Source organism: Streptomyces sp. NPDC002784 (genome assembly GCF_053592135.1).
Genome location: NZ_JBSFVD010000009.1, coordinates 168,732 through 194,360, shown reverse-complemented (window position 1 = coordinate 194,360; position 25,629 = coordinate 168,732). Strand labels below are relative to the sequence as shown.

At 71.7% G+C, this 25,629-nt stretch carries 23 protein-coding genes; 15 read left to right on the top strand and 8 right to left on the bottom strand.

Annotated features, from left to right (window positions below; translation table 11 throughout):
* Positions 1–49 precede the first annotated feature (49 nt).
* From ACWD1Z_RS18935 to ACWD1Z_RS18920, 4 genes are all read left to right on the top strand, one after another.
* A complete protein-coding gene (locus ACWD1Z_RS18935; protein WP_451119969.1) occupies positions 50–1,552 on the top strand; it encodes an FAD-dependent monooxygenase in 1,503 nt (500 codons plus the stop codon).
* Positions 1,553–1,719: 167 nt separating this feature from the next.
* Entirely contained in the window at positions 1,720–3,471 is a 1,752-nt protein-coding gene (locus ACWD1Z_RS18930; RefSeq protein ID WP_451119967.1) for an NAD(P)/FAD-dependent oxidoreductase, read from the top strand.
* 23 nt (positions 3,472–3,494) lie between these two features.
* Positions 3,495–5,153: an NAD(P)/FAD-dependent oxidoreductase gene (locus ACWD1Z_RS18925; RefSeq protein ID WP_451119965.1), complete on the top strand. Its 1,659-nt coding sequence runs from the start codon at positions 3,495–3,497 to the stop codon at positions 5,151–5,153.
* Positions 5,154–5,268: 115 nt separating this feature from the next.
* Entirely contained in the window at positions 5,269–6,951 is a 1,683-nt protein-coding gene (locus ACWD1Z_RS18920) for an NAD(P)/FAD-dependent oxidoreductase (RefSeq protein WP_451119963.1), read from the top strand.
* Between the two features lie 152 nt (positions 6,952–7,103).
* Here ACWD1Z_RS18920 and ACWD1Z_RS18915 read toward each other — a convergent pair whose 3' ends face one another.
* From ACWD1Z_RS18915 to ACWD1Z_RS18890, 6 genes are read right to left on the bottom strand one after another with little or no spacing between them, the layout of a single operon-like run.
* Positions 7,104–7,622, bottom strand: coding sequence for a flavin reductase family protein (locus ACWD1Z_RS18915; protein WP_451119961.1), 519 nt, complete (start codon positions 7,620–7,622; stop codon positions 7,104–7,106).
* Positions 7,622–9,103: an amino acid adenylation domain-containing protein gene (locus ACWD1Z_RS18910; protein ID WP_400116935.1), complete on the bottom strand. Its 1,482-nt coding sequence runs from the start codon at positions 9,101–9,103 to the stop codon at positions 7,622–7,624. The genes ACWD1Z_RS18915 and ACWD1Z_RS18910 overlap by 1 nt, the downstream gene beginning before the upstream one ends.
* The gene (locus ACWD1Z_RS18905; RefSeq protein WP_451120037.1) at positions 9,100–10,236 is read right to left on the bottom strand and encodes an acyl-CoA dehydrogenase family protein; all 1,137 of its coding nucleotides are present in this window, start codon (positions 10,234–10,236) and stop codon (positions 9,100–9,102) included. Before ACWD1Z_RS18905 ends, ACWD1Z_RS18910 begins: the two co-directional genes overlap by 4 nt.
* 20 nt (positions 10,237–10,256) lie before the next feature.
* Positions 10,257–11,564, bottom strand: coding sequence for a cation:proton antiporter (locus tag ACWD1Z_RS18900; protein WP_451119959.1), 1,308 nt, complete (start codon positions 11,562–11,564; stop codon positions 10,257–10,259).
* A gap of 35 nt (positions 11,565–11,599) precedes the next feature.
* Entirely contained in the window at positions 11,600–12,613 is a 1,014-nt protein-coding gene (locus ACWD1Z_RS18895; protein ID WP_451119957.1) for a 2-oxoacid:ferredoxin oxidoreductase subunit beta, read from the bottom strand.
* A complete protein-coding gene (locus ACWD1Z_RS18890; RefSeq protein ID WP_451120036.1) occupies positions 12,603–14,486 on the bottom strand; it encodes a 2-oxoacid:acceptor oxidoreductase subunit alpha in 1,884 nt (627 codons plus the stop codon). Before ACWD1Z_RS18890 ends, ACWD1Z_RS18895 begins: the two co-directional genes overlap by 11 nt.
* Before the next feature lie 196 nt (positions 14,487–14,682).
* On the opposite strand from ACWD1Z_RS18890, the gene ACWD1Z_RS18885 reads away from it, so the two are divergent.
* The 4 genes from ACWD1Z_RS18885 to ACWD1Z_RS18870 are packed head-to-tail and all read left to right on the top strand — an operon-like array spanning position 14,683 to position 18,876.
* Entirely contained in the window at positions 14,683–15,942 is a 1,260-nt protein-coding gene (locus ACWD1Z_RS18885; protein ID WP_451119956.1) for a beta-ketoacyl-[acyl-carrier-protein] synthase family protein, read from the top strand.
* The gene (locus ACWD1Z_RS18880) at positions 15,939–17,165 is read left to right on the top strand and encodes a beta-ketoacyl synthase N-terminal-like domain-containing protein (protein WP_451119954.1); all 1,227 of its coding nucleotides are present in this window, start codon (positions 15,939–15,941) and stop codon (positions 17,163–17,165) included. The genes ACWD1Z_RS18885 and ACWD1Z_RS18880 overlap by 4 nt, the downstream gene beginning before the upstream one ends.
* 2 nt (positions 17,166–17,167) lie before the next feature.
* The gene (locus tag ACWD1Z_RS18875; protein ID WP_451120034.1) at positions 17,168–17,965 is read left to right on the top strand and encodes an SDR family NAD(P)-dependent oxidoreductase; all 798 of its coding nucleotides are present in this window, start codon (positions 17,168–17,170) and stop codon (positions 17,963–17,965) included.
* A 26-nt stretch (positions 17,966–17,991) separates the two neighbouring features.
* Positions 17,992–18,876 carry an aromatase/cyclase gene (locus ACWD1Z_RS18870; protein ID WP_451119953.1) on the top strand — a complete coding sequence of 295 codons (885 nt, stop codon included), beginning with the start codon at positions 17,992–17,994 and terminating at the stop codon, positions 18,874–18,876.
* Here the strand turns inward: ACWD1Z_RS18870 and ACWD1Z_RS18865 are convergent.
* Complete coding sequence (locus tag ACWD1Z_RS18865; RefSeq protein WP_451119951.1) at positions 18,873–19,532, bottom strand: SDR family oxidoreductase; 660 nt, start codon at positions 19,530–19,532, stop codon at positions 18,873–18,875. The genes ACWD1Z_RS18870 and ACWD1Z_RS18865 overlap by 4 nt on opposite strands.
* Positions 19,533–19,761: 229 nt before the next feature.
* Here ACWD1Z_RS18865 and ACWD1Z_RS18860 point away from each other — a divergent pair, with 229 nt between their 5' ends.
* The 7 genes from ACWD1Z_RS18860 (at position 19,762) to ACWD1Z_RS18830 (ending at position 25,370) form a co-directional block, all read left to right on the top strand.
* On the top strand, positions 19,762–21,327 hold the full coding sequence (locus tag ACWD1Z_RS18860) for an acyl-CoA carboxylase subunit beta (RefSeq protein ID WP_389419964.1): 1,566 nt from the start codon (positions 19,762–19,764) through the stop codon (positions 21,325–21,327).
* Positions 21,324–21,545, top strand: a complete 222-nt coding sequence (locus ACWD1Z_RS18855) for an acyl-CoA carboxylase subunit epsilon (protein ID WP_451119949.1) — start codon at positions 21,324–21,326, stop codon at positions 21,543–21,545. The genes ACWD1Z_RS18860 and ACWD1Z_RS18855 overlap by 4 nt, the downstream gene beginning before the upstream one ends.
* A complete protein-coding gene (locus ACWD1Z_RS18850) occupies positions 21,542–22,471 on the top strand; it encodes an MBL fold metallo-hydrolase (protein ID WP_451119947.1) in 930 nt (309 codons plus the stop codon). The genes ACWD1Z_RS18855 and ACWD1Z_RS18850 overlap by 4 nt, the downstream gene beginning before the upstream one ends.
* Before the next feature lie 118 nt (positions 22,472–22,589).
* On the top strand, positions 22,590–22,979 hold the full coding sequence (locus tag ACWD1Z_RS18845; RefSeq protein ID WP_451119945.1) for a cell division protein SepF: 390 nt from the start codon (positions 22,590–22,592) through the stop codon (positions 22,977–22,979).
* Positions 22,980–23,056: 77 nt separating this feature from the next.
* Positions 23,057–24,370, top strand: coding sequence for an ATP-binding protein (locus ACWD1Z_RS18840; RefSeq protein WP_451119944.1), 1,314 nt, complete (start codon positions 23,057–23,059; stop codon positions 24,368–24,370).
* Positions 24,367–24,693 (top strand): nucleotide pyrophosphohydrolase, encoded by a 327-nt coding sequence (locus tag ACWD1Z_RS18835; protein ID WP_451119943.1) that lies wholly within the window; start codon positions 24,367–24,369, stop codon positions 24,691–24,693. Before ACWD1Z_RS18840 ends, ACWD1Z_RS18835 begins: the two co-directional genes overlap by 4 nt.
* Before the next feature lie 194 nt (positions 24,694–24,887).
* Positions 24,888–25,370: a DUF6099 family protein gene (locus ACWD1Z_RS18830; RefSeq protein ID WP_451119941.1), complete on the top strand. Its 483-nt coding sequence runs from the start codon at positions 24,888–24,890 to the stop codon at positions 25,368–25,370.
* 47 nt (positions 25,371–25,417) lie between these two features.
* Here the strand turns inward: ACWD1Z_RS18830 and ACWD1Z_RS18825 are convergent, their stop codons facing one another.
* On the bottom strand, positions 25,418–25,618 hold the full coding sequence (locus tag ACWD1Z_RS18825) for a hypothetical protein (protein WP_451119940.1): 201 nt from the start codon (positions 25,616–25,618) through the stop codon (positions 25,418–25,420).
* Between the last annotated feature and the right edge of the window lie 11 nt (positions 25,619–25,629).

Genomic DNA, 25,629 nt, shown 5'->3' with positions numbered 1-25,629 from the left:
CCGCCGCGTCGGCCACATCCGCGGCAAACCGACAAGAAAGGTCATCGTTGTGGACAACAAGACCGCCGCGTACGACGTGATCATCGCCGGTGCCGGCCCCACCGGTCTCATGCTGGCCGGGGAACTGGCCATGGCCGGCGTGCGCTGCCGGGTCGTCGAGCGCCGCGAACACCGCACCAGGGAGTCCCGGGCGCTCGGACTGCACGGACGGACCATGGAGGTCCTGAACATGCGCGGGCTCGCCGAAGAGGTGCTGGCCCGCGCCAACCCGGTGCCGCGGGTGCGGGTGTCGCTCGGCGACTCGCTCTTCGACATGAACCGGCTCGCCACCGACTACGGGCAGCTGACCATCATCCCGCAGGGCGAGACCGAGGAGATCCTGGAGAAGCGCGCCACCGGTCTCGGGGTGGTCGTGGACCGCGGGGTCACCCTTGCCGACTGCCGGCAGGAGGGCCGTGTCGTCTCCTGCACCCTGGAGCAGGACGGCCGGGAGTGGGAGGAGACCGCCTCCTGGCTGGTCGGCTGCGACGGCTCGCGCAGCCGGGTGCGGGAGGCGATGGGCGCCGAGTTCACCGGCGCGACCTACCCGTACACGATCATCGTCGCCGATGTGAAGCTGGGCACCCCGCTCGACGACCAGCTGCTGATCCGGGTCGGCCGGGCCGGACTCGTGGTGGCGACCGACTTCGGCAACGGCTGGTACCGCATGGGCGTCATCGACCGGGACAAGCCCTGGTCGGACAACCCCGTCACGCTCGCGGAGGTCGACCAGACCCTGCGCAAGCTGTTCGGCCGGGACATGCGGCCCAGCGAGCCGCTGTGGACCTCGCGCTTCCACATCCAGGAGCGCCAGGCGTCGTTCTACCGCAAGGGCCGCATGGTCATCGCCGGCGACGCCGCGCACGTCCACTCCCCGCTCGGCGGCCAGGGGCTCAACCTCGGCATCCAGGACGCCATGAACCTCGGCTGGAAGCTGAGCGCCGTGGTCCAGGGGCGGTCCGCCGACGACCTCATCGACACCTTCGCGGAGGAGCGGCGCCGGGTCTCCCAGGGCGTGATCAAGGTGACGGACATCGCCACCCGCATGATGACGTCCGACCGGCTGCCCGCGCGGATCGCGCGCAAGACCGTGATGACCGTGGCCAGCCGGGTCCCCTTCACCCACCAGACCGCGGTCGGGCATCTGTCGGGCATCTACACGAGCTACCCGTCGATGGGCGCGGCCGCCGGCGCCTCGCCGCTCGTCGGCACCCGGGTCCCCGACCTCAAGATCGCCGGGCGCGGCGGCACCCCGCAGCGGCTCCACGAGGCGATGCGCCAGGGCGGCTTCGTCCTGATCGACTCCGGCACCGGCGCCCCGCTGCTGCCGTCGGTGCCGGAGACGGACGGCAACCTCGTCCGGCTCACCGGCCGGGTCGTGGCGGGCTCCGGTCAGTGGCGCAAGCCCGAGGTCATCCTGGTCCGCCCGGACGGCTACTGCGCCTGGGCGGGCTCCCGCACCCGGGCCGTGGGCGAGCTGTCCAACACCTATCTCCGCTGGATCCAGGCCTGACCCGGCCGCCCGGTCCGCCCGGCGTGCCGCCGCCCCACAACGGCGGCGGCACGCCGCGACAGCGGCCGGGCCGAGCGCGGTGGCCCTGAGTGGTGGCCGAGTCTGCCTCAAGCGGGCGTTCCTACGGTGTGCCGAAATGGATGCCGGGACCACTGAGGAGAAATCTGATGCCCCCTGCCACCACGCCGAAACCGATGGCGGCGCCACAGTACGACGTGGCCATTCTCGGGTCCGGCCTTGCTGGTACGACGCTGGCCGCGTGCCTTGCCCGCAACGGTGCGAAGGTGCTCGTCCTCGACGCCGGCACGCACCCCCGTTTCGCCATCGGTGAGTCGACCATCCCGTACACGTCGATGATGATGCGGCTGGTCAGTGAGCGGTACAACGTGCCCGAGATCAAGTGGCTGACGACCTTCGAGGCCGTGCAGTCGAAGATCTCCACCAACTGCGGGGTGAAGCGGAACTTCGGTTTCCTCTACCACCGCGAGGGTGCGCGGCAGAACCCGCTGGAAACCAGCATGTTCCCGATCCCGAAGATCACGCACACCGAGAACCACTTCTTCCGCCAGGACACCGACGCCTGGATGGTGAACGTCGCCATCAAGTACGGCGCCGACATACGCCAGCAGACGAAGATCGTCGACGTCGACATCGACGACGACGGCGTCACGGTCATCCCCGACAAGGGCGACCCGGTGCGGGTGAAGTTCGTGGTGGACGCGAGCGGCCACCGCTCCCCGCTGGCGCAGAAGTTCGGCGTGCGCGAGGAGCCCAGCCGGCTGCGCCACCAGTCCCGTTCGCTGTTCACCCACATGATCGGCGTGAAGCCCTACGAGGACACCGTCCCCAAGGGCAGCCACCACAACCCCAGCCCGTGGAGCGAGGGCACCCTCCACCACCTCTTCGAGGGCGGCTGGATGTGGGTCATCCCCTTCGACAACCACCCGCTGTCCACCAGCCCGTTGTGCAGTGTCGGCATCAACCTGGACCCGCGGATCCACCCGGTGCCCGAAGGCCTCTCCCCCGAGGAGGAGTTCCGCGCCTTCATCGCCAAGTTCCCCGACATCGCGCCGCAGTTCGAGGGCGCGGTCGCGACCCGGGACTGGGTGCGCACCGGGCGGCTGCAGTACTCCTCCAAGCAGACCGTCGGCTACCGCTGGTGCCTGACCTCGCACGCGGCCGGTTTCGTCGACGCGCTCTTCTCGCGCGGCCTGTCCAACACCATGGAGATCATCCACGCGCTGGGCTGGCGGCTGCTGGACGCCATCAAGGAGGACGACTTCTCCGTCGAGCGGTTCGAGTACGTCCAGGAGCTGGAGCAGGGCCTGCTCGACTTCAACGACGACCTGGTGGCCAACGCGTACACCTCGTTCGGCAGCTGGTTCCTGTGGAACGCATGGTTCCGGGTGTGGTCGCTGGGTCAGATCCTCGCCACCTTCGAGATCAACCGGGCCTACGCCACCTACCTGGACCGCCGGGACCCGGCCGGCCTCGAACGGCTGGAGCGCCAGGCCCCCGACGGCGCCATCCCCGACTACGCCCCGGTCCGCCAGCTGCTGAAGAACGTCAGCAGCCTGGTGCAGGAGGTCCAGAAGGGGGACGTCGATCCGCGGGACGCCTCGGAGGAGATCCTCGCGCAGCTGCGCGCGGCCGACTTCGTTCCCCCCGCCTTCGGTCTCGCCGACCCCGACAACCACTGGACGGACGCCACGACGCTCAAGGTCCTCCAGACGCTGCAGTGGGCGAAGAAGGACGCGCCGGACGAGATCGGCGAGCTGGTCTATGACGGACTCACCCTCTTCCTGCGCAAGCGGTTCGACAAGGAGGAGTTCAAGGTCACCGAGGAGCTCAAGCACATGGCCGCGTACTGGCCGGTGATCGGCAAGATCATCAAGCAGCGGAACGCGAGCGCGAGCTGATGGCCACCGAGACGAGGAGTGAGATGAAGCAGCAGTCGAACGACACCTACGACGTCGTCATCCTCGGCACCGGCCTGGCCGGCTCCGTCTTAGGCGCGATCCTGGCCAAGGCCGGGAACAAGGTGTTACTCATGGACGCCGGCTCCCATCCGCGGTTCGCCATCGGTGAGTCGACCGTCGGCTACACGCTGGTCCACCTGCGGATGCTCGCCCACCGCTACGGCGTGCCGGAGATCGGTCACCTCGGCAGCCTGGAGGAGTGCAACAAGTACATCAGCACGTCCTCCGGTCTGAAGCGGCACTTCGGCTTCATGATCCACCGCGACGGGCAGGAGCCCGACCCGCGGGAGATCAACCAGTTCCGGCTGCCGAAGGTCCTCCACCTGGCCAGCCACTACTTCCGCCAGGACATCGACCAGTACCTGTTCCACGTGGCCCTGAAGTACGGCTGCGAGGCACTGCAGAACTACCGTGTCGACAAGGTGGACTTCGACGACGACGGCGTCACGGTCATCGGTGAGGACGGTACGACTCACCGGGCCCGCTTCGTCGTCGACGGCAGTGGATTCCGCTCCCCGCTCGCCGAACAGCTGGGCCTGCGTGACGAGCCGTCCAAGCTCAAGCACCACGCCCGCTCGATCTTCACCCACATGATCAACGTCGACCGTGTCGACGACCACACGCGCATGGGCCCGAACGACGTGCCCCCGCGGCCCTGGCACGAGGGCACCATGCACCACATGTTCGACCGCGGCTGGTTCTGGATCATCCCGTTCGACAACCACCCCAAGAGCACCAACCCGCTGTGCAGTGTCGGCCTCCAGCTCGACCCGCGTCGCTACCCCAAGCCCAGCGACATGACGGCCGAGGAGGAGTTCTGGCACCACGTCGACCGGTTCCCGCTGGTCAAGCGGCAGCTGGCCAACGCCCGCAGCGTCCGCCCGTGGGTGAGCACCGGCCGACTGCAGTACTCGTCCAAGCAGGTCGTCGGCGAGCGCTGGGTCCTGCTGCCGCACGCGGCCGGCTTCGTCGACCCGCTGTTCTCGCGGGGTCTGTCCAACACCTCCGAGATCCTCAACGTGCTCGCCTGGCGGCTGATCCGGGCGCTGAAGCGGGACGACTTCGACCCGGCGCAGTTCGAGTACGTCGAGAAGCTGGAGCAGAACCTGCTCCACTTCAACGACCGCCTGGTCAACTCCGCGTTCATCAGCTTCCAGGACTACGACCTCTGGAACGCGGTCTTCCGGATCTGGAGCTACGGCTCGCTGCCCGGCGCCTTCCGCGTCATCCACGAGGACCTCAAGGCCCGGCGGCAGAACGACCCGGAGATCTGGAAGGCGATGGAGGACGTGCCGAGCCCCGGACTGTGGTGGCCGGACAAGCCCGAGTACCGGAAGATCTTCGACGAGATGGCCGACTACTGCGAGGCCGTCGACGCCGGGGAGATGGACTCCCAGGACGCCGCGGAGAAGCTGTTCGCCAAGCTGCGCCAGGCCGACTGGATCCCGCCGTCCCTGCAGATCGCGGACCGTGACGTCAGGTTCATCGACCCGAGTCCGAAGCGGCTGCGCAACATGCTGCTCTGGTCCCGCACCAAGGCGCCCGAGGACATGCGGCCGTACATGGTGGGCACCGCGGTCGAGGCGATCAAGCACTTCGTGAAGGGCAAGCGAATCTTCTGAGCGGGCGAAGGGGGCCCGCTCGCGGCCGGCGGGACGTCCTGTCCCGTCGGCCACAGGGCTGTGACGGCGAACCCGCGCCGTACACGAACGACATGCCAGACATCAGGAGGAGAGCGTGACGAAATCCCAGGCGTCCGCACTGCCCGAGCCGGGCAGCGCCCGGGCCCCCGATCCCGCGGAGAAGTACGACGTGGCCATCCTCGGCGGCACGCTCGCGGGCGGCCTGCTCGGCGCCGTGCTGTCGAAGCAGGGGGTGCGGGTCCTGCTCGTACCGGCCGCACACGACCGCACCGAGGCCTCCGGGGAGACCACGGTCCCGTACACGGCCGAGGTCTTCCTGCTGCTGGCCAAGCGCTTCGGCATCCCGGAGATCGCGGCCTTCGGCCTCTTCCCGGACCTGCCCGAGGACATCCGCCGGGACAGCGGCATCAAGAAGAGCCTCGGCTTCCTCTACCACCGCCGCGGGGAGGAGCAACGCCCCGACGAGGCCGTGCAGTTCAACGTTCCCGGTGAGCACGCGGAGTGGCATCTGGAGCGCCGCAGTGTCGACATGTACACGGTGCGCCTGGCCCACCGCTACGGCGCGGCCGTCCTGCCGCACGGCGTGCACGCGACCGACGCGTGGACCGACCCCGACGGCGCCCGGGTGGAGACCAGCGACGGCCATGTGTGGCGCGCCCGCTACCTCGTGGACGTCAGCGGCCCCGACTCCCCCCTGGTGGCCCGCAACGGCGGCGACGACGCCGAACCGCGGCTCGCCCTGCGCTCCCGGGTCATCGCCACCCACATGACGGGCGTCGCCCGCTTCGAGGAGATCCGCGACACCTCGGACTACCCGCGGGCCACCGCCTGGTCCCAGGGCACGGTGCACCACATCTTCGACGGCGGCTGGATCCAGCTCGTCCGCTTCGACAACCACCGCGACGGCGGCAACCCCGCCACCGGCGTGACGCTCAGCCTCGACCCGGGCCGCTGGGAGCACCTTCCGGAGGACCCGGAGAAGGCCTTCCGGGTCGTGGTCGAGCAGTACCCCGACCTGACCCGGCAGTTCGCCTCCGCGCAGGCCGTACGGCCCTGGACGAACGCCCCGCTGTGGCAGCGCACCGCCGCCCGCACCCAGGGCGAGCGCTGGTTCGCGCTGGAGCGGACCGCGGCACGCAACGACATGTTCCTCTCCCGTGACGTCACCATGGCCGCGGAGATGGTGCACGCCCTCGCCACCGCGCTGATCCCGGCGGTGCGCCGCGACGACTTCTCACCCGCACCCTTCGCCCGCATCGCCGCCTTCCAGGACGAGCTCGCCGCCTTCAACGACCGGTGGCTGTCCGGCGCCCGCATCGCGAGCCAGGACTTCCGGCTCTGGAACGCCTACTCCCGGGTCTGGCTGCTGTGGCAGATCCTCGCCGACCTCTCGCTCAAGCGGGCCCGTCTCGACGTCGAGGCGAGCCACGGCCGGGACTGGACGCCGGTGCAGCGCTTCGAGCTGGGCGGCATCTGGTTCCACGTACCCGAAGGGCTGCGCGGCATCATCGACCGCTCGCTGCGGACGATCGAGCGGGTGGGCGCCGGTGAACTGCCGGCCGCGTCGGCGGCGGACGGCATCTTCGCCGAACTGCGCCGGGAGAAGTTCGTCCCCCCGCTGTACGCCTTCGGCGACCCCGAGGCCAAGGTCTACCACTTCACCATCCCCAAGCGCCTGAAGATGCTGTGGTGGGTCAAGACCTCGGCCCCCGCGGACTTCCGCCGCCTGCTGACCCGCGACAACGTGACCTCGGTGACCTCGGCGACATCCCGCTGACCCACCCGGTCCCGACCCACCACGCCGCCCCCTCACCAGGGGGCGGCGTGCCGGCGTTCGGGGGAGCCCGGCTCCAGCTGCCGGGGCGTGAACTCCGAAGCCCGCCACCGAGGTCGGTGGCGGGCTTCGGGGGGAGACCGGGCGGGGCGGGGTTACCCCGCGTTGGGCAGGAGACGGGCGTAGGCACCGCGCCAGTAGGTCAGCGGGAAGCGGTCCTCCGCCGTGCCGCCGCCCACCACCCGGCCTATCAGGAGGGTGTGGTCGCCGGCCTCCACCGCGTCGTGCAGTTCGCACTCCGCGTGGCCCACCGTGACCGCCAGCAGGGGAGTGCCGGTGGCAGGCCCCGGGGTCCAGCGGACGCGCTCGAACTTGTCCGTCGCGCCGGAGGCGAACAGCTGCGAGGCCATCTGGCCCTGCGAGCCCAGGATGTTGACCGAGAACTGGGCCCGGTCCAGCACCGCCCGGAGCGTGCCGCTGCGGTTGCTGACGCTCGCCAGCAGCAGCGGCGGGTCCACGGAGACGCTGCACACCGCGGAGCAGGTCAGACCGCGCGGCTCGTCCTCCTTGTCCAGGGTGGTCACGATGGAGACGCCGCTGGCCAGCGACGCCATGACGGTACGGAACAGCTGGATGTCGACGGACGAGGCCATCGTGGGCATGGCGGTCTGCATCACAGCTCACCCGCCTCTACGGCCGTGACGAGCGCGGCCCGGTGCAGCTTGCCGTTGGGTGTCCTCGGCAGATCCTCGGCGATGTGCAAACGGTCGATGTTCATATAGGTGGGCAACCTTTCCGCGCAGCGGCGTTTGATGGCGAGCAGGGAGGGCCGCTGTCCCGGCGAGGGGACGACGACCGCGTGCAGTTGGGACGTGAGGCCGGTGCCGATCACCAGGACCGTCACCTCGGCGACGGACTCGAGGGTGCCGATGGCCGCCTCGATCTCGCCCAGCTCGATCCGGTTGCCGCGCACCTTCACCATGTGGTCGCGGCGTCCGACGTACTCCAGGTTCCCGTCCGCCCCGAGCCGGGCGATGTCACCGGTGCGGTAGGCGCCCTCGTGGGGGCCGCGCCCCCAGTAGCCGAGCATCACCGTCGGGCCGGTCACCACGACCTCGCCCTCACCGCCCTCGGGGCCGTCCAGGGTGACGGTGTCACCGGAGCAGGCCGTGCCGATCGGCAGCGGGGTGTCCCGCTTCAGGTCGGCCTCGGTGACCTCGTAGGAGGTGCAGACGTTGGTCTCGGTCGGCCCGTACCAGTTCAGCAGGCGCACCCCGGGCCAGGCCTTGCGCAGCTCCTGGACGTGGTGGATGGCGAACGGCTCGCCGGCGAACAGGCAGACCCGCAGCGACGACGGGGGAGGCCCGTCCAGCAGACCGCCCTCCCGCATCATCAGGCTGATCGCGGACGGCACCGAGTACCAGACGGTGATCAGCCGCTGCCGCATGAACTCCGCCAGCTGCAGCGGGGCGTAGGCCAGCTCCTCGGGGACCAGGTGCACCGAGGCGCCGGAGGCGAAGGCGCCGTACAGGTCGAAGACCGAGAGGTCGAAGTTGAACGGGGCGTGGTTGGACAGCCGGTCGGAGACGGTGAGCTGGAGTTCCTCCACCGCCCAGTCCACGAAGGCCAGCGCGTTGCGGTGGCTGATCATCACGCCCTTGGGCTCACCGGTGGAGCCCGAGGTGTAGAGGATGTACGCCGGGTCGTCCGGCTCGTTGCGGTACTGCGCGGGGCGCACCCCGTCCTCGGCCCGGCCGAACAGCTCCTCGAAGCCGGCCAGCGGTGCCGCGTCGAACTCCGCGGCCCGGGCCCGCTCCACCCCGCCCGCGTCGGCCACGACCAGCTTCGGCTCGCAGCCGGCCGCGATCCGGGCCACCCGGGCGGGCGGGTTGGAGCCGGTGACCGGCACGTACAGGGCGCCGATGCGCAGCGCGGCCTGCATCACGGCGATCGCGTCGACGCTCTTGTGGCTCCAGATGATCACCCGGTCGCCGACGCCCACCCCGCTCTCCAGCAGGGCCGCGGCATACCGGTCCGCGCGACGGTCCAGCGTCCGGTAGTCGACGGGGCCGTCCGCCCCGTGCACCGCCACGGCGTACGGATTGCGCCGGGCGGAGTCGTACAGCAGGCGGTGCAGGCTGACGTTGGTGCTCATAGTCCCAGCTCCCTGGAGATGATGTCGCGCTGGATGTCCGATGTGCCGGAGAAGATGACGGAGGGCACCGCGTCCCGCAGGGCGGCCTCGATGCCCTCGGCGCGCTGGTAGCCGCGACCGCCGAAGAGCCGGATGGCGTCCAGGGCCGTGGCGACCACGCCCTCGGAGACCGCCAGCTTGGACAGGGCGATCCACAGGGTGGCCGGGCCGCCGCGGTCCATCTCCCAGGCGGCGCGGTACAGCAGCAGCCGGGCGCTCTCGGTGCGCAGCTTCATGTCCGCGATCCGGTGCGACACGGCCTGGAACTGGGAGATCCGGCGCCCCGACTGCCTGCGGGTGCGGGCGTGCTCGACGGCCCGGTCCAGCAGATGGTCCGCGAGGCCGAGGAAGCCGGCGAACAGACAGCACCGCTCCCAGCCCATCGAGTGCTGGAAGATGAAGCCGCCCTGGCCCTCCTCACCGAGGACCTGCTCGTCGGGCACGAAGCAGTTCTCGAACTTCAGCCGCCCGGCCGGGACATGGGCCATGCCCATCTTCTCGAAGGGCTCCCCGATCGTCAGACCGGGGGCGCCGCGCTCCACCACGAACCCGGTGACGCCGAGATAGCCCGCCTTGGGGTCGGTCGTGGCGTACGTCGTGAAGACGTCCGCGGCCGGACCGTTGGTGACGAAGCTCTTCTCGCCGTTGAGGATCCAGCCGCCCTCGGTGCGCTCGCCGACCGTGGCGAGACGGGAGACGTCGGAACCCGCCTCGTCCTCCGTCATGGCGTTGCCGGCGATCAGCTCGCCCGAGCACATCCCGGGCAGGATCCGGGACTTGAGGGCCGGGCTGCCGAAGTCGACGATCGGCATGGCGCAGGCGAACAGGTGCGCCGAGGCGCCGAAGACCAGCCCGGTGCGGTCGCAGCCGCGGCCGAGGGCCTCCACCTGACGTGCGGTGTCCAGGGCGCCGAGCCCGCCACCGCCGTACTCGGCGGGCACGGAGAGCCCCAGCAGGCCCAGCTTGCCGAGCTGCGTCCAGTCACCGCGGTCGTAGTACTCGGCCGTGCCGTCACTGGCGGGGAACGCCTCGCGCACGGCGGCCAGGGTGCGGTCGTACGCCTGCCTCTGTTCCTCGCTCCAGGCGAAGTCCATGGTGCGTGCCTGCCTTTCAGTCACTTTGGGGAGGAGAGCGCGGAAACCGCGGGACGGGACCTCAGCAGCTCCTCATGGGCGCGCTCGTGGGGCCTGGCCAGCAGCCGGGTCAGCAGCGGCGCGGCCATCGCGGTGGTGACCAGGGCCATGATCACCATGGCGCTGAACAACTCGACGGAGAGCAGACCCAGTTGGAGACCGACGTTGAGGATCACCAGCTCGGTCAGGCCACGGGTGTTCATCAGCAGCCCGAGCACGGTGGCGTCGCGCCAGTTCATCCCGGTCAGCTTGGCCGGGATCGCCACGCCGCCGAGCTTGCCGACACAGGCCACCGCGATCACGGCGAGCATCACCATCAGGCCGCCGCCGGTGATCGTCGTGAGGTCGACGGACAGGCCGGTCACCACGAAGAACAGGGGCAGCAGCAGCTTGCTGGCCTTCTCGGTCGGGCCGAAGGCCGACTGCAGCAGCCTGCGGTCCCGGGGCATGACCAGGCCGAAGAAGAACGCGCCGAAGATGGCGTGGATGCCGATCTCCGAGGTGAGCCAGGCGGAGCCGAAGGCGCCGCAGGCGGCGATCACCATGACGTACTGCATCGCCGAGTCGGGCATCCTGGCGGTGGCCTTGCGCAGCAGCGGCCTGACGATCCACAGCATGCCGGCGACGTACACCAGCGACCACAGCAGCATCGTGAGGAACGCGCCCGTGCCGGTGGCCGTCACCAGCGCCACGACCAGGGCGAGCATGCACCACGCCAGGACGTCGTCGGCCGCCGCCAGCGCCAGCGAGAGCGCCCCGGCCCGGCTGAACTGCAGGCCCTGGTCGGCGACGATGCGGGCCAGCACCGGGAAGGCCGTGATCGACATGGCCACGCCGAGGTAGAGGCTGAACTCGAACATCCCCACCTCTTTGCCGTTCACCGTGCCGTAGGTGCCGTAGATCAGCGCGGCGAGGCCCATGCCGAGGGCGAGCGGGCAGGCGATCGAGCTCAGCCAGATGATGCCGGTGGACTTGCGGCGGCCGCTGAAGCTGGTGCCGTCGAACTCCCAGCCGACGACGAACATGAAGAGGATCAGGCCGATCTGGGCGGCGGTGCCCAGATGGGCGCGTGCCTCGGGAGGAAAGAACTGGTTCGGGAGATCGCCGGGCAGCAGACCGAGCAGACTGGGGCCCAGGCAGATGCCCGCGGCGATCTCACCGACCACGGCCGGCTGGCCGACGCGCCGGGCGCAGACCGCGAAGGCCACACCCACCAGCAGGGTCAGCGCGACGCCGCCGATCACTGTTGTGGTCAGCCACTCGGAGTTGGCGGCAGCTGCGAAGCTCACTGGGTCTCCTTACATACGGGCGGGGCGGGAACGGATCAGCGGCTCCATGTGTCGCTGCCTGCCAGGACGGCCGCGAGGTCGCCCTTGCCGTGCTGTTCGACCGCGGCCTCCAGCTGGTCGGCCAACTGCCGGTCGTAGACCGGCCGTTCGACGTCCCGGAAGACACCGATCGGCGTGTGGTGCAGGGTCTGCGGATCCGCGAGCCGGGACAGCGCGAAGGCGGTGGTGGGAGAGGCCGCGTGGGCGTCGTGGACGAGGACGCGGTCCTCGTTCTCGTCGGTCACGTCGACCACCTCCAGATCGCCGGTGGCCGGGTCGCGCACGACACCCCTGGCGCCGTCCGTACCGAAGCGGACGGGCCGGCCGTGCTCCAGCCGGATCACCGACTCCTGCGCCTGCTGCTTGTCCTTGAGGACCTCGAAGGCGCCGTCGTTGAAGATGTTGCAGTTCTGGTAGATCTCCACCAGCGCGGTGCCCGGGTGCTGGTGGGCCGCGCGCAGCACCTCGGTGAGGTGCTTGCGGTCGGAGTCGACGGTCCGGGCCACGAAGGTGGCCTCGGCGCCGAGCGCCAGCGACACCGGGTTGAAGGGCGCGTCGAGCGAGCCCATCGGCGTCGACTTGGTGATCTTCCCCAGCTCGCTGGTCGGGCTGTACTGGCCCTTGGTCAGGCCGTAGATCCGGTTGTTGAACAGCAGGATCTTGAGGTTCACGTTGCGGCGCAGGGCGTGGATCAGATGGTTGCCGCCGATGGACAGCGCGTCGCCGTCGCCGGTCACCACCCACACGCTCAGGTCGGGCCGGGTCACGGACAGGCCGGTGGCGATCGCCGGGGCCCGGCCGTGGATGGAGTGCATGCCGTAGGTGTTCATGTAGTACGGGAAGCGCGAGGAGCAGCCGATCCCGGAGATGAACACGATGTTCTCCCGTGCCACCCCCAGCTCGGGCATGAAGCCCTGCACGGCCGCGAGGATCGCGTAGTCACCGCACCCGGGGCACCAGCGCACCTCCTGGTCGGACTTGAAGTCACGGGCGAGCAGGTCAGCCGGCATGGATCTCCTCCTTCAGGACCGAGGCGAGCCGCTCCGCCTTGAAGGGCATGCCGCTCACCTGGGTGTGGCTGCGTACGTCGACCAGGTACCGGGCACGCAGCAGGGCCGCGAGCTGGCCGAGGTTCATCTCGGGGACCACGACCCGCCGGTAGCGCCCGAGGACCTCGCCGAGGTTGCGCGGGAAGGGGCTGAGATGGCGCAGATGCGCCTGCGCGATCCGCTCCCCGGCGGTGCGCAGCCGGCGCACGGCCGCGGTGACCGGGCCGTAGGTCGAACCCCAGCCCAGCACCAGGGTGTCGGCGCCGTGCGGGTCGTCGACCTCCAGGTCGGGCACCCAGATGCCGTCGATCTTCCGCTGCCGGGTGCGCACCATGAAGTCGTGGTTGGCCGGGTCGTAGGAGATGTTGCCCGTGCCGTCCTGCTTCTCGATGCCGCCGACGCGGTGCTCCAGACCCGGGGTGCCCGGGATCGCCCAGGGGCGGGCCAGGGTCAGCGGGTCGCGCTTGTACGGCCAGAAGACCTCGGTGCCGTCCTCCAGCGTGTGGTTGGGCCCGTCGGCGAAGTTCACCCGCAGGTCCGGCAGTTCGTGCAGCTCGGGGATCCGCCACGGTTCGGCGCCGTTGGCCAGGTAGCCGTCGCTGAGCAGATAGACCGGGGTGCGGTAGGTCACGGCGATGCGGACCGCTTCCAGCGCCGCGTCGAAACAGTCGGCGGGTGTCTGCGGCGCCACGATCGGCACCGGTGCCTCGCCGTTGCGCCCGTACATCGTCTGGAGCAGGTCGGCCTGCTCGGTCTTGGTCGGCAGGCCCGTCGAGGGGCCGCCGCGCTGGATGTCGACGATGACCATGGGCAGTTCCAGGGCGACGGCCAGACCGATCGTCTCGCTCTTGAGCGCCATCCCGGGACCCGAGTTGGAGGTCACCGCCAGCGAACCGCCGAACGCCGCGCCGAGCGCCGCGCCCGCCGCCGCGATCTCGTCCTCCGCCTGGAAGGTCCGCACCCCGAAGTTCTTGTGCCGGCTCAGCTCGTGCAGGATGTCCGAGGCCGGGGTGATGGGGTACGAGCCCAGGAAGAGCGGCAGGTCCGCCTGCCGGGCCGCGGTGAGCAGACCGTAGGACAGGGCGAGGTTGCCGGAGATGTTGCGGTAGGTGCCGGACGGGAAGGTGTTCGCCGCCGGGGCGATCTCGTAGGAGACCGCGAAGTCCTCCGTCGTCTCGCCGAAGTTCCAGCCGGCCTTGAACGCGGCCACGTTGGCGGCCGCGATCTCCGGCTTCTTGGCGAACTTCGTCCGCAGGAACCGTTCGGTGCCCTCGGTGGGCCGGTGGTACATCCAGGACAGCAGACCGAGCGCGAACATGTTCTTGGCGCGCTGGGCCTCCTTGCGGGTCAGCCCGAACTGCTTCAGCGCCTCGACGGTGAGGCTGGTCAGCGGCACCGGGTGCAGGCGGTAGCCCTGGAGCGAGTCGTCGTCCAGCGGGGAGGTGTCGTACCCGGCCCTGGCCAGCGCCCGGGAGTCGAACTCGTCGCTGTTGACGAGGAGTTCGCCGCCGGGGCGCAGGTCGCCCAGGTTGGTCTTCAGGGCCGCCGGGTTCATGGCCACCAGCACGTCCACGGCGTCGCCGGGCGTGAGGATGTCGTGGTCCGCGAAGTGCAGCTGGAAGGAGGAGACGCCGCCCAGGGTGCCGGCGGGGGCACGGATCTCGGCGGGGAAGTTCGGCAGGGTCGACAGGTCGTTGCCGAACGAGGCGGTCTCCGACGTGAATCGGTCACCCGTCAGCTGCATGCCGTCTCCGGAGTCGCCCGCGAACCGGATGACCACACGGGACAGTCGCTCGGTCCGCGAGGAAGCGTCCGAGGCCGCCGGTGGATGGATGCTGGGGTGAGGAGCTGCAGTCACCGAGCCTCTACCTCTCTCTCGGGGGGTGCCCACGGCGGTTGCAGTGTCGGCAGGTCGCCTAGAGGGGTGGTCAAGAAGCGGTGCACCAGGGGAGGGTGTGCCGACGTACGCCCGTCGGCCAGGTCGGGCACCCCTCCACCACCCCTTGAGCGTGCGCCTCGACCATCGCCGCATGACCCGACGCGCAGTGATCACGGGGCTGGGTGTGGTCGCCCCCGGTGGCATCGGCACCAAGGACTACTGGGCGCTGCTCACCGGCGGCCGGGCCGCGACCCGGCACATCACCTTCTTCGACGCCTCCGGCTACCGCTCCCGGGTCGCCGCCGAGGTCGACTTCGACCCCGCGGCCGCCGGACTCGGGGTCCGGGAGATCCACCGCATGGACCGCTCGGCGCAGTTCGCCGTGGTCAGCGCCTGGGAGGCGGTCGCCGACAGCGGTCTCGCGCTCGGCGGTCTGGACCCGCTGCGCACCGGCGTCAGCATCGGCTGCGCGGTCGGCGCGGCCACCAGCCTGGACGCGGCCTACCCGCTGCTCAGCGACGAGGGCCGCAACTGGCGCACCGACACCCGCTATGCCGTACCGCAGCTGTACGACTACACGGTGCCGAGCGCGCTCGCCCGCGAGGTCGCCTGGACCGTCGCCGCGCAGGGTCCGGTCGCGATGGTCTCCACCGGCTGCACCTCGGGGCTCGACGCCCTCGGCCACGCCGCCGGGATCATCGCGGAGGGATCGGCCGACGTGATGCTCGCCGGGGCGGCCGAGGCGCCCGTGTGCGCCATCACCGCGGCCTCCTTCGACGCCATCAAGGCCACCACGCCGTACGAGGGCGACGATCCCGCCGAGGCGTCCCGGCCCTTCGACCTGAACCGCGACGGGTTCGTGCTCGGCGAGGGCGGCGCCGTCCTCGTCCTGGAGGAGAAGGAACACGCCCGCCGCCGCGGCGCGCACGTCTACGCCGAGGTCGCCGGGTTCGCCACCCGCGGCAACGCCTACCACATGACCGGACTGCGCCCGGACGGCACCGAGCTGGCCGCCGCCGTCGCCGCCGCCCTGGACGAGGCCCGGCTGCCCGCCGACGCCGTCGACTACGTCAACGCCCATGGCTCCGGGACCCGGCAGAACGACGTCCACGAGACCAACGCGCTGAAGATCGGCCTCGGCCCGCACGCCTACGACGTACCGGTCAGCTCCATCAAGTCGATGATCGGCCACTCGCTGGGCGCCATCGGCTCCCTGGAGGCGGCCGCCTGCGCCCTGGCCCTGGAGCACGGCGCGATCCCGCCGACCGCGAACCTTCACACCCCGGACCCGGAATGCGATCTCGACTACGTACCCTTGACCGCGCGGGCTCAGCCCCTCAAGACGGTCCTCAGCGTGGGCAGCGGCTTCGGCGGCCTGCAGAGCGCCCTCGTCCTGAGGAAGCCCGAATGACCCCCGAACCCGTCCCGGCCCCGCCCGCCCGGGTGCGCGCGGCCGTCACCGGACTCGGCGTCGTCGCCCCCAACGGCGTCGGCACCAGCGCCTGGTGGCAGGCGACCCTGCGCGGGGTCAGCGCCCTGCGCCCGGCCCGCGACGCCCCCGTCAACCGCGTCCCGGTCGCCGGTGAGGTCACCTCCTTCGTGGCCGAACAGCACGTGCCCAGCAGGCTGTTGCCGCAGACCGCCCGCTTCACCCGGCTCGCGCTCGCCGCCGCCGCCGAGGCCCTGGACGACGCCGGCGTCGACCCCGCCGCGCTGGAGGAGTACGGCGCCGGCGTGTTCACCGCCAGCTCGGCCGGCGGCTACGAGTTCGGGCAGCACGAGATGGGCGCCCTGTGGCGCACCGGCAGCGACAGCGTCAGCGCCTACCAGTCCTTCGCCTGGTTCTACGCCGCCTGCACCGGCCAGGTCTCCATCCGGCACGGGATGCGCGGCGCGAGCGGCACCCTCGTCACCGAACAGTGCGGGGGACTGGACGCGGTGGGCCAGGCCCGGCGGCGGCTCGGCGACGGCACCCGGGTGCTGCTGGCCGGCGGCTCCGACGCGGGACTGTGCCCGCTGGGCTGGGCGGGCCACCTCGCCACCGGACAGGTCAGCCCGCACACCCACCCGGCCCGCGCCTACCTGCCCTTCCACCCCGAGGCCTCCGGTTACGTCCCCGGTGAGGGCGCCGCCTACGTCGTACTGGAGGAACGGCAGGCCGCCGAGCGGCGGGGCGCGCAGGTGCTCGGCGAGGTCGCCGGGTACGCCGCCGCCTTCGATCCGCCGACCGGGCCCGGCAACCTCGGCCTCGCCGCCCGGCTCGCGCTCGCCGACGCCGGACTGACCCCGGACGACATCGACGCCGTCTTCGCCGACGCCTCCGGGGTGCCCGCGCTGGACGCGGCCGAGGCCGAGGTGATCGAAGAGCTCTTCGGGCCGTACGGCGTCCCGGTCGCCGTGCCGAAGACGATGACCGGACGGATCGGCGCCGGCGGCTCCGCGCTCGACCTGGTGGCGGCGCTGCTGGCGCTGCGCGAGGGGGTGCTGCCGCCGGCGGTGCACGTGGACCGGCCCAAGGACGTCTGGCACCTCGACCTGGTCACCGGCGCCCCCCGCCCGGTCGACCTGCGGGCCGCGCTGGTTCTGGCCCGGGGGTACGGCGGATTCAACTCGGCCGCGGTGGTGGTGCGATGACCATGGGCAGGGCCGTGCCCGGCTCCTGGGCGGGCGCCCTGGGCGGCGGCCCGCGGGGCCGCGACCGGCCGCACCGCACCGCGCTGGTGACCGGCGCGACCGGCGGCATCGGACGGGCCGTCGCCGAACGCCTCGCCGACGACGACTTCGACCTGTACGTCTGCGCGCGCGACGCGGACGCGGTCGCCGGGACCGTCGCCGCGCTGCGCGCCAAGGGCGTGAAGGCGGACGGCATGGCCGCCGACATCCGCGACCCCCGGGCCGCCGCCGAACTGGCCGAGGCCGCCGTCGCCTGCCACGGCCGGCTCGACGTCCTCGTCAACAACTCGGGCCGGGACGGCGGGGGAGTCACCGCCGAACTCACCGACGAGCTCTGGCTCGACATCATCGAGACCAACCTCAACAGCGTCTTCCGCGTCACCCGCGAGATGCTCCGCCGAGGCGGCGCCGTCGACCGGGGCTGGGGGAGGATCGTCACCATCGCCTCCACCGCCGGGAATCAGGGCGTCGTCCGCGGCGCCCCCTGCTCCGCAGCCGAGCACGCCGTGGTCGGCTTCACCAAGGCCCTCGGCCTGGAGCTCGCCACGACCGGCGTCACCGTCAACGCGGTGTGCCCCGGCTATGTCCGCACCCCGTCGGCCGAGGGGTTCCCGCGGGACCGCGCCGACGCCACGATCCCGCTGGGCCGTCGCACCACCACGGAGGAGGTCGCCGGCATGGTCGGCCACCTGGTCGGTGACGACGCCGCGGCCATCACGGCCCAGGCGATCAATGTCTGCGGCGGCCTGGTAAGTCACTGACCGTCTCCGACACCGAGGGAACCGGCATGCCGAACACCGTCCACACCACCCGGATCGCGGCGCCCGCGCAGGCCGTCCACGCGCTCGTCGCCGATGTGACCGTCTGGCCGCTGATGTTCGAGCCGAACATCCACACCGAGTACGTCGAGGGCTCGCCGCGCACGGCGGGCAGCGAACGCATCCGCATCTGGGCGTTCGCGGGCGCGCAGATCCGCAGCTGGACCTCCGAGCGGACCCTCGACCCGCACGCGCTGACCGTCGACTTCCGCCAGCAGGACCCGGCCGCGCCGCTGACGTCGATGAGCGGGCGCTGGGTGGCCAAGGACATCGGCGGCGGTGAGACGCTGCTCGAACTCCACCACGAGTTCCAGGCGTTCACCGACGAGCACTTCGTGCTGCACGCCCTCCACCACAACAGCCCGGCCGAGCTGGCCGGGGTGCGGATCGCCGCGGAGAACCCGAGGACGCCGTACACCTTCGAGGACAGCCTGCGTATCGCCGCGCCCCCGGAGGCCGTCTACGGCTTCCTGTACGACGCCGGCCACTGGCCGGACCGGCTGCCGCACGTGGCCTCGCTGGACCTCACCGAGGAGACGCCGGGCATCCAGCGGATGGCGATGGAGACCCGGAGCCCCGACGGCACGCTGCACCACAGTGAGTCGGTACGGGTGTGCAGGCCCGAGACCGGCAGCATCGTCTACAAGCAGATCCGCACCCCCACGGTCCTGGTGGCCCACACCGGGCAGTGGCGCCTCGACCCGCTGCCGGACGGCACGACGCTGGCCACGTCCCGGCACAGCGTGATCCTGGCGGACCCCAAGGCACGCGAGGCGGTGCGGGCCGCGCTGGGGACGAACAGCAGGGCGACCCTGCGCCGCGCCAAGGAATTCGCGGAAACACGCCGCGCCTAGGCCCTGTTCACGCCGGTGGACCACGCCCCCGCGACCGTGGGTGCGGTCAGCGCGGGCGTGTTGCGCCGTGCGCCGGTCGGGCCTGCCGTCGCGTCCGGCCGGCGCCCGAGCAGGGCGTGCACCGCCTCCGCGACCTCCTCGCAGGTCTGCGCCCGGACCGTGTCCGTCAGGCCCGGCACGGCGGCGTCGACGCGGACCTGCGGACCGGTCACCGCCGCCGGCAGCCGCGTCAGGTAGGTCAGGGCCGCCGCCCGGCCCACGGCGCGCGGCCCACGGCCGACCGCCCGTCGGCCACCGACCCCACGTTGACCACCCGCCCGCAGCTGCGGCAGCGCGGGGGCCGCCGCCTGGCTCACGGCGCGCGGCACCCGGGCCCCGGCCGGCCGCCCGTCGGCCAGCGACCCCACGTTGACCGCCCGCCCGGCCCCGCCCGCCCGCAGCTGCGGCAGCGCGGCCAGACACATCTGCCAGGTCCCGACGACGTCCACGTCGAAGAACTCCCGCCACACCTCGGCGTCCTGGCGCGGCTCCCGCCGGGGCACGCCCAGGGAGTTCACCAGCACATCCAGCCGGCCGTAGCGCCGCACGGCCGCCGCGACCAGCGCCTCGCCTCCGCGCGCACCGCGATGTCGGTGGACGCATGCGTCACGGCACACCTTTCCGCCAAACTCCCCCGCCCCCGCCGGGCCGCCCGCATGGTCCGCCCCGGTCGTCGAGTGCGGCTCGACGCCCGAATGAGCAGGCGCTGCCAGTCTTCGCGCCCAGGTACGCGCGGTGGCATTTAAGCCCCACTCCACCGGCTCTCCAGCTCAGCGACGCATTCTGTCGCCCACGCGTTCCGAAAACGGGCTGAACCAGCCTCTTGACGACCTGTGAGGAGCGTCAATGGACCGCTTTCCACCTCCACTCCGGGAACGGACTGCCGAACTCCACGAACTGCGCGAGTCGGTGCACCGCGGTCCCTCGGAGCGGGCGACCCAGGCACAGCACGCCAAGGGGAAGCTGACCGCACGCGAACGGATCGATCTGCTCTTCGACAAGGGCACGTTCACCGAGACCGAGGGCCTACGACGGCACCGGGCGACCGGCTTCGGCCTGGAGGCCCGCCGACCGCACACCGACGGCGTGATCACCGGCTGGGGCCGGATCAACGGCCGCACCGCCTTCGTGTACGCCCATGACTTCCGGATCTTCGGCGGCGCGCTCGGCGAGGCGCACGCCCAGAAGATCCACAAGCTGATGGATCTGGCCACGGCGGCCGGCGCCCCGGTGATCGGCCTGTGCGACGGCGCCGGCGCCCGGATCCAGGAGGGCGTCACCGCGCTCGCCGGGTACGGCGGCATCTTCTCCCGCAATGTACGCAACTCCGGGGTCATCCCCCAGATCAGCGTCATCATGGGCCCGTGCGCGGGCGGCGCGGCCTACTCGCCGGCGCTCACGGACTTCGTGTTCATGGTGCGCGGCACCTCGCAGATGTTCATCACCGGCCCCGACGTCGTCCAGGCGGTGACCGGCGAGGAGATCACCATGGACGGGCTCGGCGGCGCCGACCCGCACTCCACCGCCTCCGGCGTGGCCCACGCGGTCTTCGACGACGAGGAGGAGTGCCTGGAGAACGTCCGCTTCCTGCTCTCCCTGCTGCCCGCCAACAACCGCGAACTCGCCCCGTCCGTCGCCGAGTCCGACCCGGTCGACCGGCGCACAGAGGCGCTGCTGGACATGGTCCCGGCCGACCCGCGCGCCTCCTACGACGTCCGGGACGTCATCGAGGAGATCGTCGACGACGGCTTCCTCTTCGAGGTCCACGAGAACTGGGCCCGCAACGTGGTCTGCGCGCTGGTCCGGATGGGCGGCGACGTCACCGGCATCGTCGCCAACCAGCCCATGGTGCAGGCCGGCGCGCTGGACATCGCGGCCTCCGAGAAGGCGGCGCGGTTCGTGCGGTTCTGCGACTCCTTCAACATCCCGCTGGTCACGCTGGTGGACGTGCCCGGGTTCCTGCCCGGCGTCGGCCAGGAGCACGGCGGCATCATCCGGCACGGCGCGAAGCTGCTGTACGCGTACTGCGACGCGACCGTGCCCCGGGTCCAGCTGATCATGCGCAAGGCGTACGGCGGCGCGTACATCGTCATGGACTCCCGTTCCATCGGCTGCGACGTCTCCCTGGCCTGGCCGGTCAACGAGATCGCGGTGATGGGCGCGGAGGGCGCGGCGAACGTCGTCTTCCGGCGCGAGATCGCGGCCTCGGACGATCCGCAGGCGACGCGCGAGCAGCTGGTGAAGGAGTACCGCTCGGAGCTGATGCACCCGTACTACGCGGCCGAACGCGGCCTGGTGGACGACGTCATCGACCCCGCGGAGACCCGCGCCCGGCTCATCGACGCGCTGCGCACGCTGCGCCGCAAGCACGCCGACCGCCCCTCCCGCAAGCACGGGAACCAGCCCCAGTGACCGAGGACCGGGTGATACGAGTGCTACGAGGCGAACCGACACCGGAGGAACTCTCCGCCCTGCTCACGGTGCTGCTGGCGATGTCCGGCCGCCGGGAGGCGTCGGCGGAGGTGGAACCCCTGCCGGTCCAGCCGCCGGCGGTGGCCTGGACGCAGACGGGTGGCGGGGGGACGAGTTGGGCGGCGCCGGGATACCCGTACTGGACGGCGGTGACATGAGCGGATCCGCGACGCGGCTGCGGACCGAGCTGACCGAGGTCGCCGACGGGGTCTACGCCCACCTCCAGCCCGACGGGGGCTGGTGCCTCAGCAACGCGGGTGTGGTCGCCGGTCCCGAGGGCCTGCTCCTCGTCGACACGGCGGCCACGGCCGCGCGGGCGGCGGCGCTGCGGGAGGCGGTGGGAGGACTCGGCCGCGGCCCGGTCCGGGTCCTGGTCAACACCCACCACCACGGCGACCACACCCACGGCAACGGCGCGTTCGCGGGCGCGACGGTGGTGGCGCACGCCCGGACCCGGGCGGAGATGGAGCGCAACGGCCTGGCCCTCACGGGGGTCTGGCCGGACGTGGCGTGGGGGGAGCTGTCGGTACGGCTGCCGGACCTCACCTTCACCGACCAGCTGAGCCTCTACCAGGGCGACCGCGAGATCCGCCTGCTCCATCTGGGCCCGGCGCACACCAACGACGACGTGGTGGCGTGGCTCCCCGAGGAACGGGTCCTGTTCGCCGGGGACGTCGCGATGGCGGGCAGCTCGCCGTTCGTCCTCATGGGCTCGGTCTCGGGCTCGCTGGCGACCCTGGCCCGGCTGCGCGCCCTCAGGCCCCGCACGGTGGTCTGCGGCCACGGGCCGGTACGGGGGCCGGAGGTGCTGGACGAGACGGAGGAGTACCTGCGCTGGATCCAGCGGGTGGCGGCGGAGGGCCGGGCCCAGCGCCTGACCCCCCTGGTGGCGGCCAGGGAGGCGGGCAAGGGCGCCTTCGGTCACCTCACCGAGTTCGAGCGCATCGTGGGCAACCTGCACCGCGCCTACGCGGAACTCGACGAGCGCGAGGCGATCGCCTCCGGCCGGACGGTGGACGTGGCCGAGGCGTTCGGCGAGATGATCACCTACAACGGCGGCGCCCTCCCCACCTGCCACGCCTGACGGGGCACCGGCACAGGCCGCACCACTCCGGCCCGTGTCGGTGTTGGGCCGAACGGGTGACTTGGCGTAAGAATTGGCTGGTGCAGGCATTGAGTACCAGTCAGTTCGGGGGGAGCCGGTGAACCGCTACGACGTCACCGATGAACAGTGGGAAGGGCTCGCCCAGGTCGTACCCCTGCGCGGCCGGGACGCATGGCCGTCCGCGGTGGACCACCGCTCGCTTCCCGAGGCGGCGACCGAGCCGCGCCGCCGCTTCGTGGTCCTGCGGGTCAACGTCTTCGGCGACGCCCGTGAGGTCGCCGAGACCCTGATGGCCGGCATCCCGGTCCTCCTCGACCTCACCGGCGCGGAGACGGAGGTCGCCAAGCGCGTCCTCGACTTCAGCACCGGCGTCGTCTTCGGCCTGTCGAGCGGGATGCACCGGGTCGACCGGAACGTGTTCCTGCTGACCCCGCACGGCACCGAGGTGAGCGGCCTGATGGAGGGAGCGGCGGTTCCCGACTCCTGACCCGCCCGGTCCCCCGATCGTAGGAACCCCCCACCACCGAAACGATTCCCCCACCCCCACCCTCCTACGGTCCGCATATGACCCCACCCCCCACGCCCCCGAAGCCGACCGACTCGCACGTGCCGGCCCTCGCCGGCTCCGCGCGGACCGACGGCGAGCCACCAAGCCTTTCCCACACGCCGGGTCCCCCGTCACCCGCCCACACGCCCTCGAGCTCTTCCCGCGCGGCCGCGTCCCCCTCGGGTGGGCCGAGTCCTGTCTCCGGGGAGGTCCGGCGTCCTCAGCGGCCGCAGGTCACCGAGTTGCGGCTGTCCGCGTTTGCCGGGCATCGGGGGGTCCGGGTGCCGTTGGGGGCGTGCACCTTGCTCGCCGGGGTCAGTGGGTGCGGGAAGACGAGTGCGCTGCGGGCGTACGAGGCGCTGGCCCGGCTCGGCGGGGGCGCCGCACTGCGGGACGTGTTCCCCGATCCCCTCGCCTGTGTGCCCGACGGCGCCCGTCCCGACGCCCAGCGCCGCCGGGGCTTCCGCATCGGCTGCACCGCCGACGGCCCCGAGGGCCCGGTCCGGCTCGACCTCGCCGTACAGGCCGAGCCCGCCCTGCGGATCGTCGGCGAGCGGCTGACGGCCGACGGCGTCACCCTGCTGGAGACCGCCCTGCGCGACCCCGGCCGGCGCACGGTCCAGGCCGCCTGGCACACCGCCGGATCCGCGCCCGTGACCCGCGCCCCGCTCCCCGACGACCTCCTCGGCACCGCGCTGCTGCCCCTGCGCGTGGCCGGCAAGACGGACGGCCAGCGCCGCGTCCTGGCCGCCGCCGAGCAGATGGTCGTCGCCCTGCGCTCGGTCTTCCCCTGCGATCCGCACCCGGACCGGATGCGCGCCCCCGTCCCCACCGGCTCCGGACGCCTCCTCGGCGGCTGCGACAACCTCGCCGACGTCCTGTGGCGCACCCGCGTCGAGTGCCCCCGCCGCCACCAGCAACTGATCGCCGCGGTACGCGCCGGATGCGCCGGCCCCGTCCAGGACGTCCTGGCCGAACAGCCCGGCGACGGCACCGTCCGCGGCGTACTGGACCGCGGCGACGGCACCCGCACCGACTTCGCCCGCCTCGGTGACGGCGAACTCCGCCATCTCGCGCTCGCCCTGGTCCTGCTCACCGGCCCCGGCGTGCTGGACCTGGACGCCCCCGGCGAGGTGCCCCCGGCCATGCGGACCCTCACCGTCCTGGCGGACGGCCTCGAACGCGCCCTGGACCCGCACCAGCGCACCGAACTCCTGCGGCTCGCCGCCCGGATGTGCGCCCGCGGCCACATCCGCCTCGTCGGGACGGTCAGCGACGCGGCCTGGGCCGACGGAACGCCCGGCGTCACGGTGGTACACCTGACCCCGTGACCGAACCCCTCGACGTGGCGCAGCTCCAGCGCAGGCTGGCCGAGTTCGCCGCCGCCCGCGACTGGCAGCCGTACCACACCCCCAAGAACCTCGTCGCCGCGCTGAGCGTGGAGGCCTCCGAACTGGTCGAGATCTTCCAGTGGCTGACGCCCGAGGAGTCGGCCCGGGTGATGTCCGACCCCGACACCGCGCACCGCGTCACGGACGAGGTCGCCGACGTGCTGGCCTACCTGCTGCAACTGTGCGAGGTGCTCGGCATCGACCCCCTGGCGGCCCTGGCCGCGAAGATCGACCGGAACGAACGCCGGTTCCCGGCACCGTAAGGCCGGTCGTACGCGCGGGAGTTGATCAGCCCGATGTCACTCTCGGTGACCAATCACCCGCCCGAAACCGATTTGTTGTCCGCAGATTTCCGTCTTCCTCTGGCTTTTGGTCTCACACCCCCTCACTCTGGGTAGTGAACAAGGGAGTTCAGGAAGACGTGCCAGGGGCGCGTCGGAGCAGACGGGGGCAGCGCATGGACGCGGTGCGGCTCATCGTGACGAGCAGGCGTGCCCTGGCGGCGAGCGACCGCACGCCGGAGATCATGACCGAGGTGTGGCAGGCACAGGCGCTGGCCCAGGCGATAGGCAGCCGGCTCGCGGTCTTCGGCCCGCCCGAACTGCGCGGCGAGGCACTGGGGTTGACCGAACTCGCGGGAAGGGGCTGCGGGGTGCTCGACACCCCCGTACTCGACCTCAAGGACCTGCGCGCCGCCCAGCTCGGCGACCTGGGCGACGCCCGCCAGGCGCTGATGTACCTGGGCGGGCTGCTCGGCGAGGTCGGCATCGCCCTCGTCGGTCTGGCGAGCGCGGCGGACGACGAGGGCACGTACTGGCAGTGCATGGAGGCCATCGACGCGGCCGACGAGTCCCGCGACCGCGTCCTGGAGATGCTCCGCAGACTGGCGGACCGGGACAGAGAACTGCTGTTGCAGGAGGCGCAGAGAGAAGCCGGCTGACCGGCCCACCGACCTCAGCCCTCCACGAGGCCCCCACCAGGAAATTCCTAGTCGCCGTCCTCCACGACCCCCGCCACCGCACCCCGCCCCGCTCCTCCGGCCGACTGGAACTCCGCGTCCAGCGCGGACAGATCCGCGTTCAGCGCCGCCATCAGCTCCTCCATCTGCTGCAACAGCCCCTTCGGCTGACCGGCGGCGCCCCCGGCGCCCCCGGCCCCGCCCTGCTGCGGCACGGATTCTTCGGACATGACGGCCTCCT

What these genes read in the sequence shown, in the direction of transcription:
- ACWD1Z_RS18930 (WP_451119967.1), top strand. Translation starts at nt 1,720, where the DNA reads ATGCCCCCTGCCACCACGCCGAAACCGATGGCGGCGCCACAGTACGAC.
- ACWD1Z_RS18925 (WP_451119965.1), top strand. Translation starts at nt 3,495, where the DNA reads ATGAAGCAGCAGTCGAACGACACCTACGACGTCGTCATCCTCGGCACC.
- ACWD1Z_RS18915 (WP_451119961.1), bottom strand. Translation starts at nt 7,622, where the DNA reads ATGCAGACCGCCATGCCCACGATGGCCTCGTCCGTCGACATCCAGCTG.
- ACWD1Z_RS18910 (WP_400116935.1), bottom strand. Translation starts at nt 9,103, where the DNA reads ATGAGCACCAACGTCAGCCTGCACCGCCTGCTGTACGACTCCGCCCGG.
- ACWD1Z_RS18905 (WP_451120037.1), bottom strand. Translation starts at nt 10,236, where the DNA reads ATGGACTTCGCCTGGAGCGAGGAACAGAGGCAGGCGTACGACCGCACC.
- ACWD1Z_RS18895 (WP_451119957.1), bottom strand. Translation starts at nt 12,613, where the DNA reads ATGCCGGCTGACCTGCTCGCCCGTGACTTCAAGTCCGACCAGGAGGTG.
- ACWD1Z_RS18885 (WP_451119956.1), top strand. Translation starts at nt 14,683, where the DNA reads ATGACCCGACGCGCAGTGATCACGGGGCTGGGTGTGGTCGCCCCCGGT.
- ACWD1Z_RS18880 (WP_451119954.1), top strand. Translation starts at nt 15,939, where the DNA reads ATGACCCCCGAACCCGTCCCGGCCCCGCCCGCCCGGGTGCGCGCGGCC.
- ACWD1Z_RS18875 (WP_451120034.1), top strand. Translation starts at nt 17,168, where the DNA reads ATGGGCAGGGCCGTGCCCGGCTCCTGGGCGGGCGCCCTGGGCGGCGGC.
- ACWD1Z_RS18870 (WP_451119953.1), top strand. Translation starts at nt 17,992, where the DNA reads ATGCCGAACACCGTCCACACCACCCGGATCGCGGCGCCCGCGCAGGCC.
- ACWD1Z_RS18860 (WP_389419964.1), top strand. Translation starts at nt 19,762, where the DNA reads ATGGACCGCTTTCCACCTCCACTCCGGGAACGGACTGCCGAACTCCAC.
- ACWD1Z_RS18850 (WP_451119947.1), top strand. Translation starts at nt 21,542, where the DNA reads ATGAGCGGATCCGCGACGCGGCTGCGGACCGAGCTGACCGAGGTCGCC.
- ACWD1Z_RS18840 (WP_451119944.1), top strand. Translation starts at nt 23,057, where the DNA reads ATGACCCCACCCCCCACGCCCCCGAAGCCGACCGACTCGCACGTGCCG.
- ACWD1Z_RS18830 (WP_451119941.1), top strand. Translation starts at nt 24,888, where the DNA reads ATGGACGCGGTGCGGCTCATCGTGACGAGCAGGCGTGCCCTGGCGGCG.
- ACWD1Z_RS18825 (WP_451119940.1), bottom strand. Translation starts at nt 25,618, where the DNA reads ATGTCCGAAGAATCCGTGCCGCAGCAGGGCGGGGCCGGGGGCGCCGGG.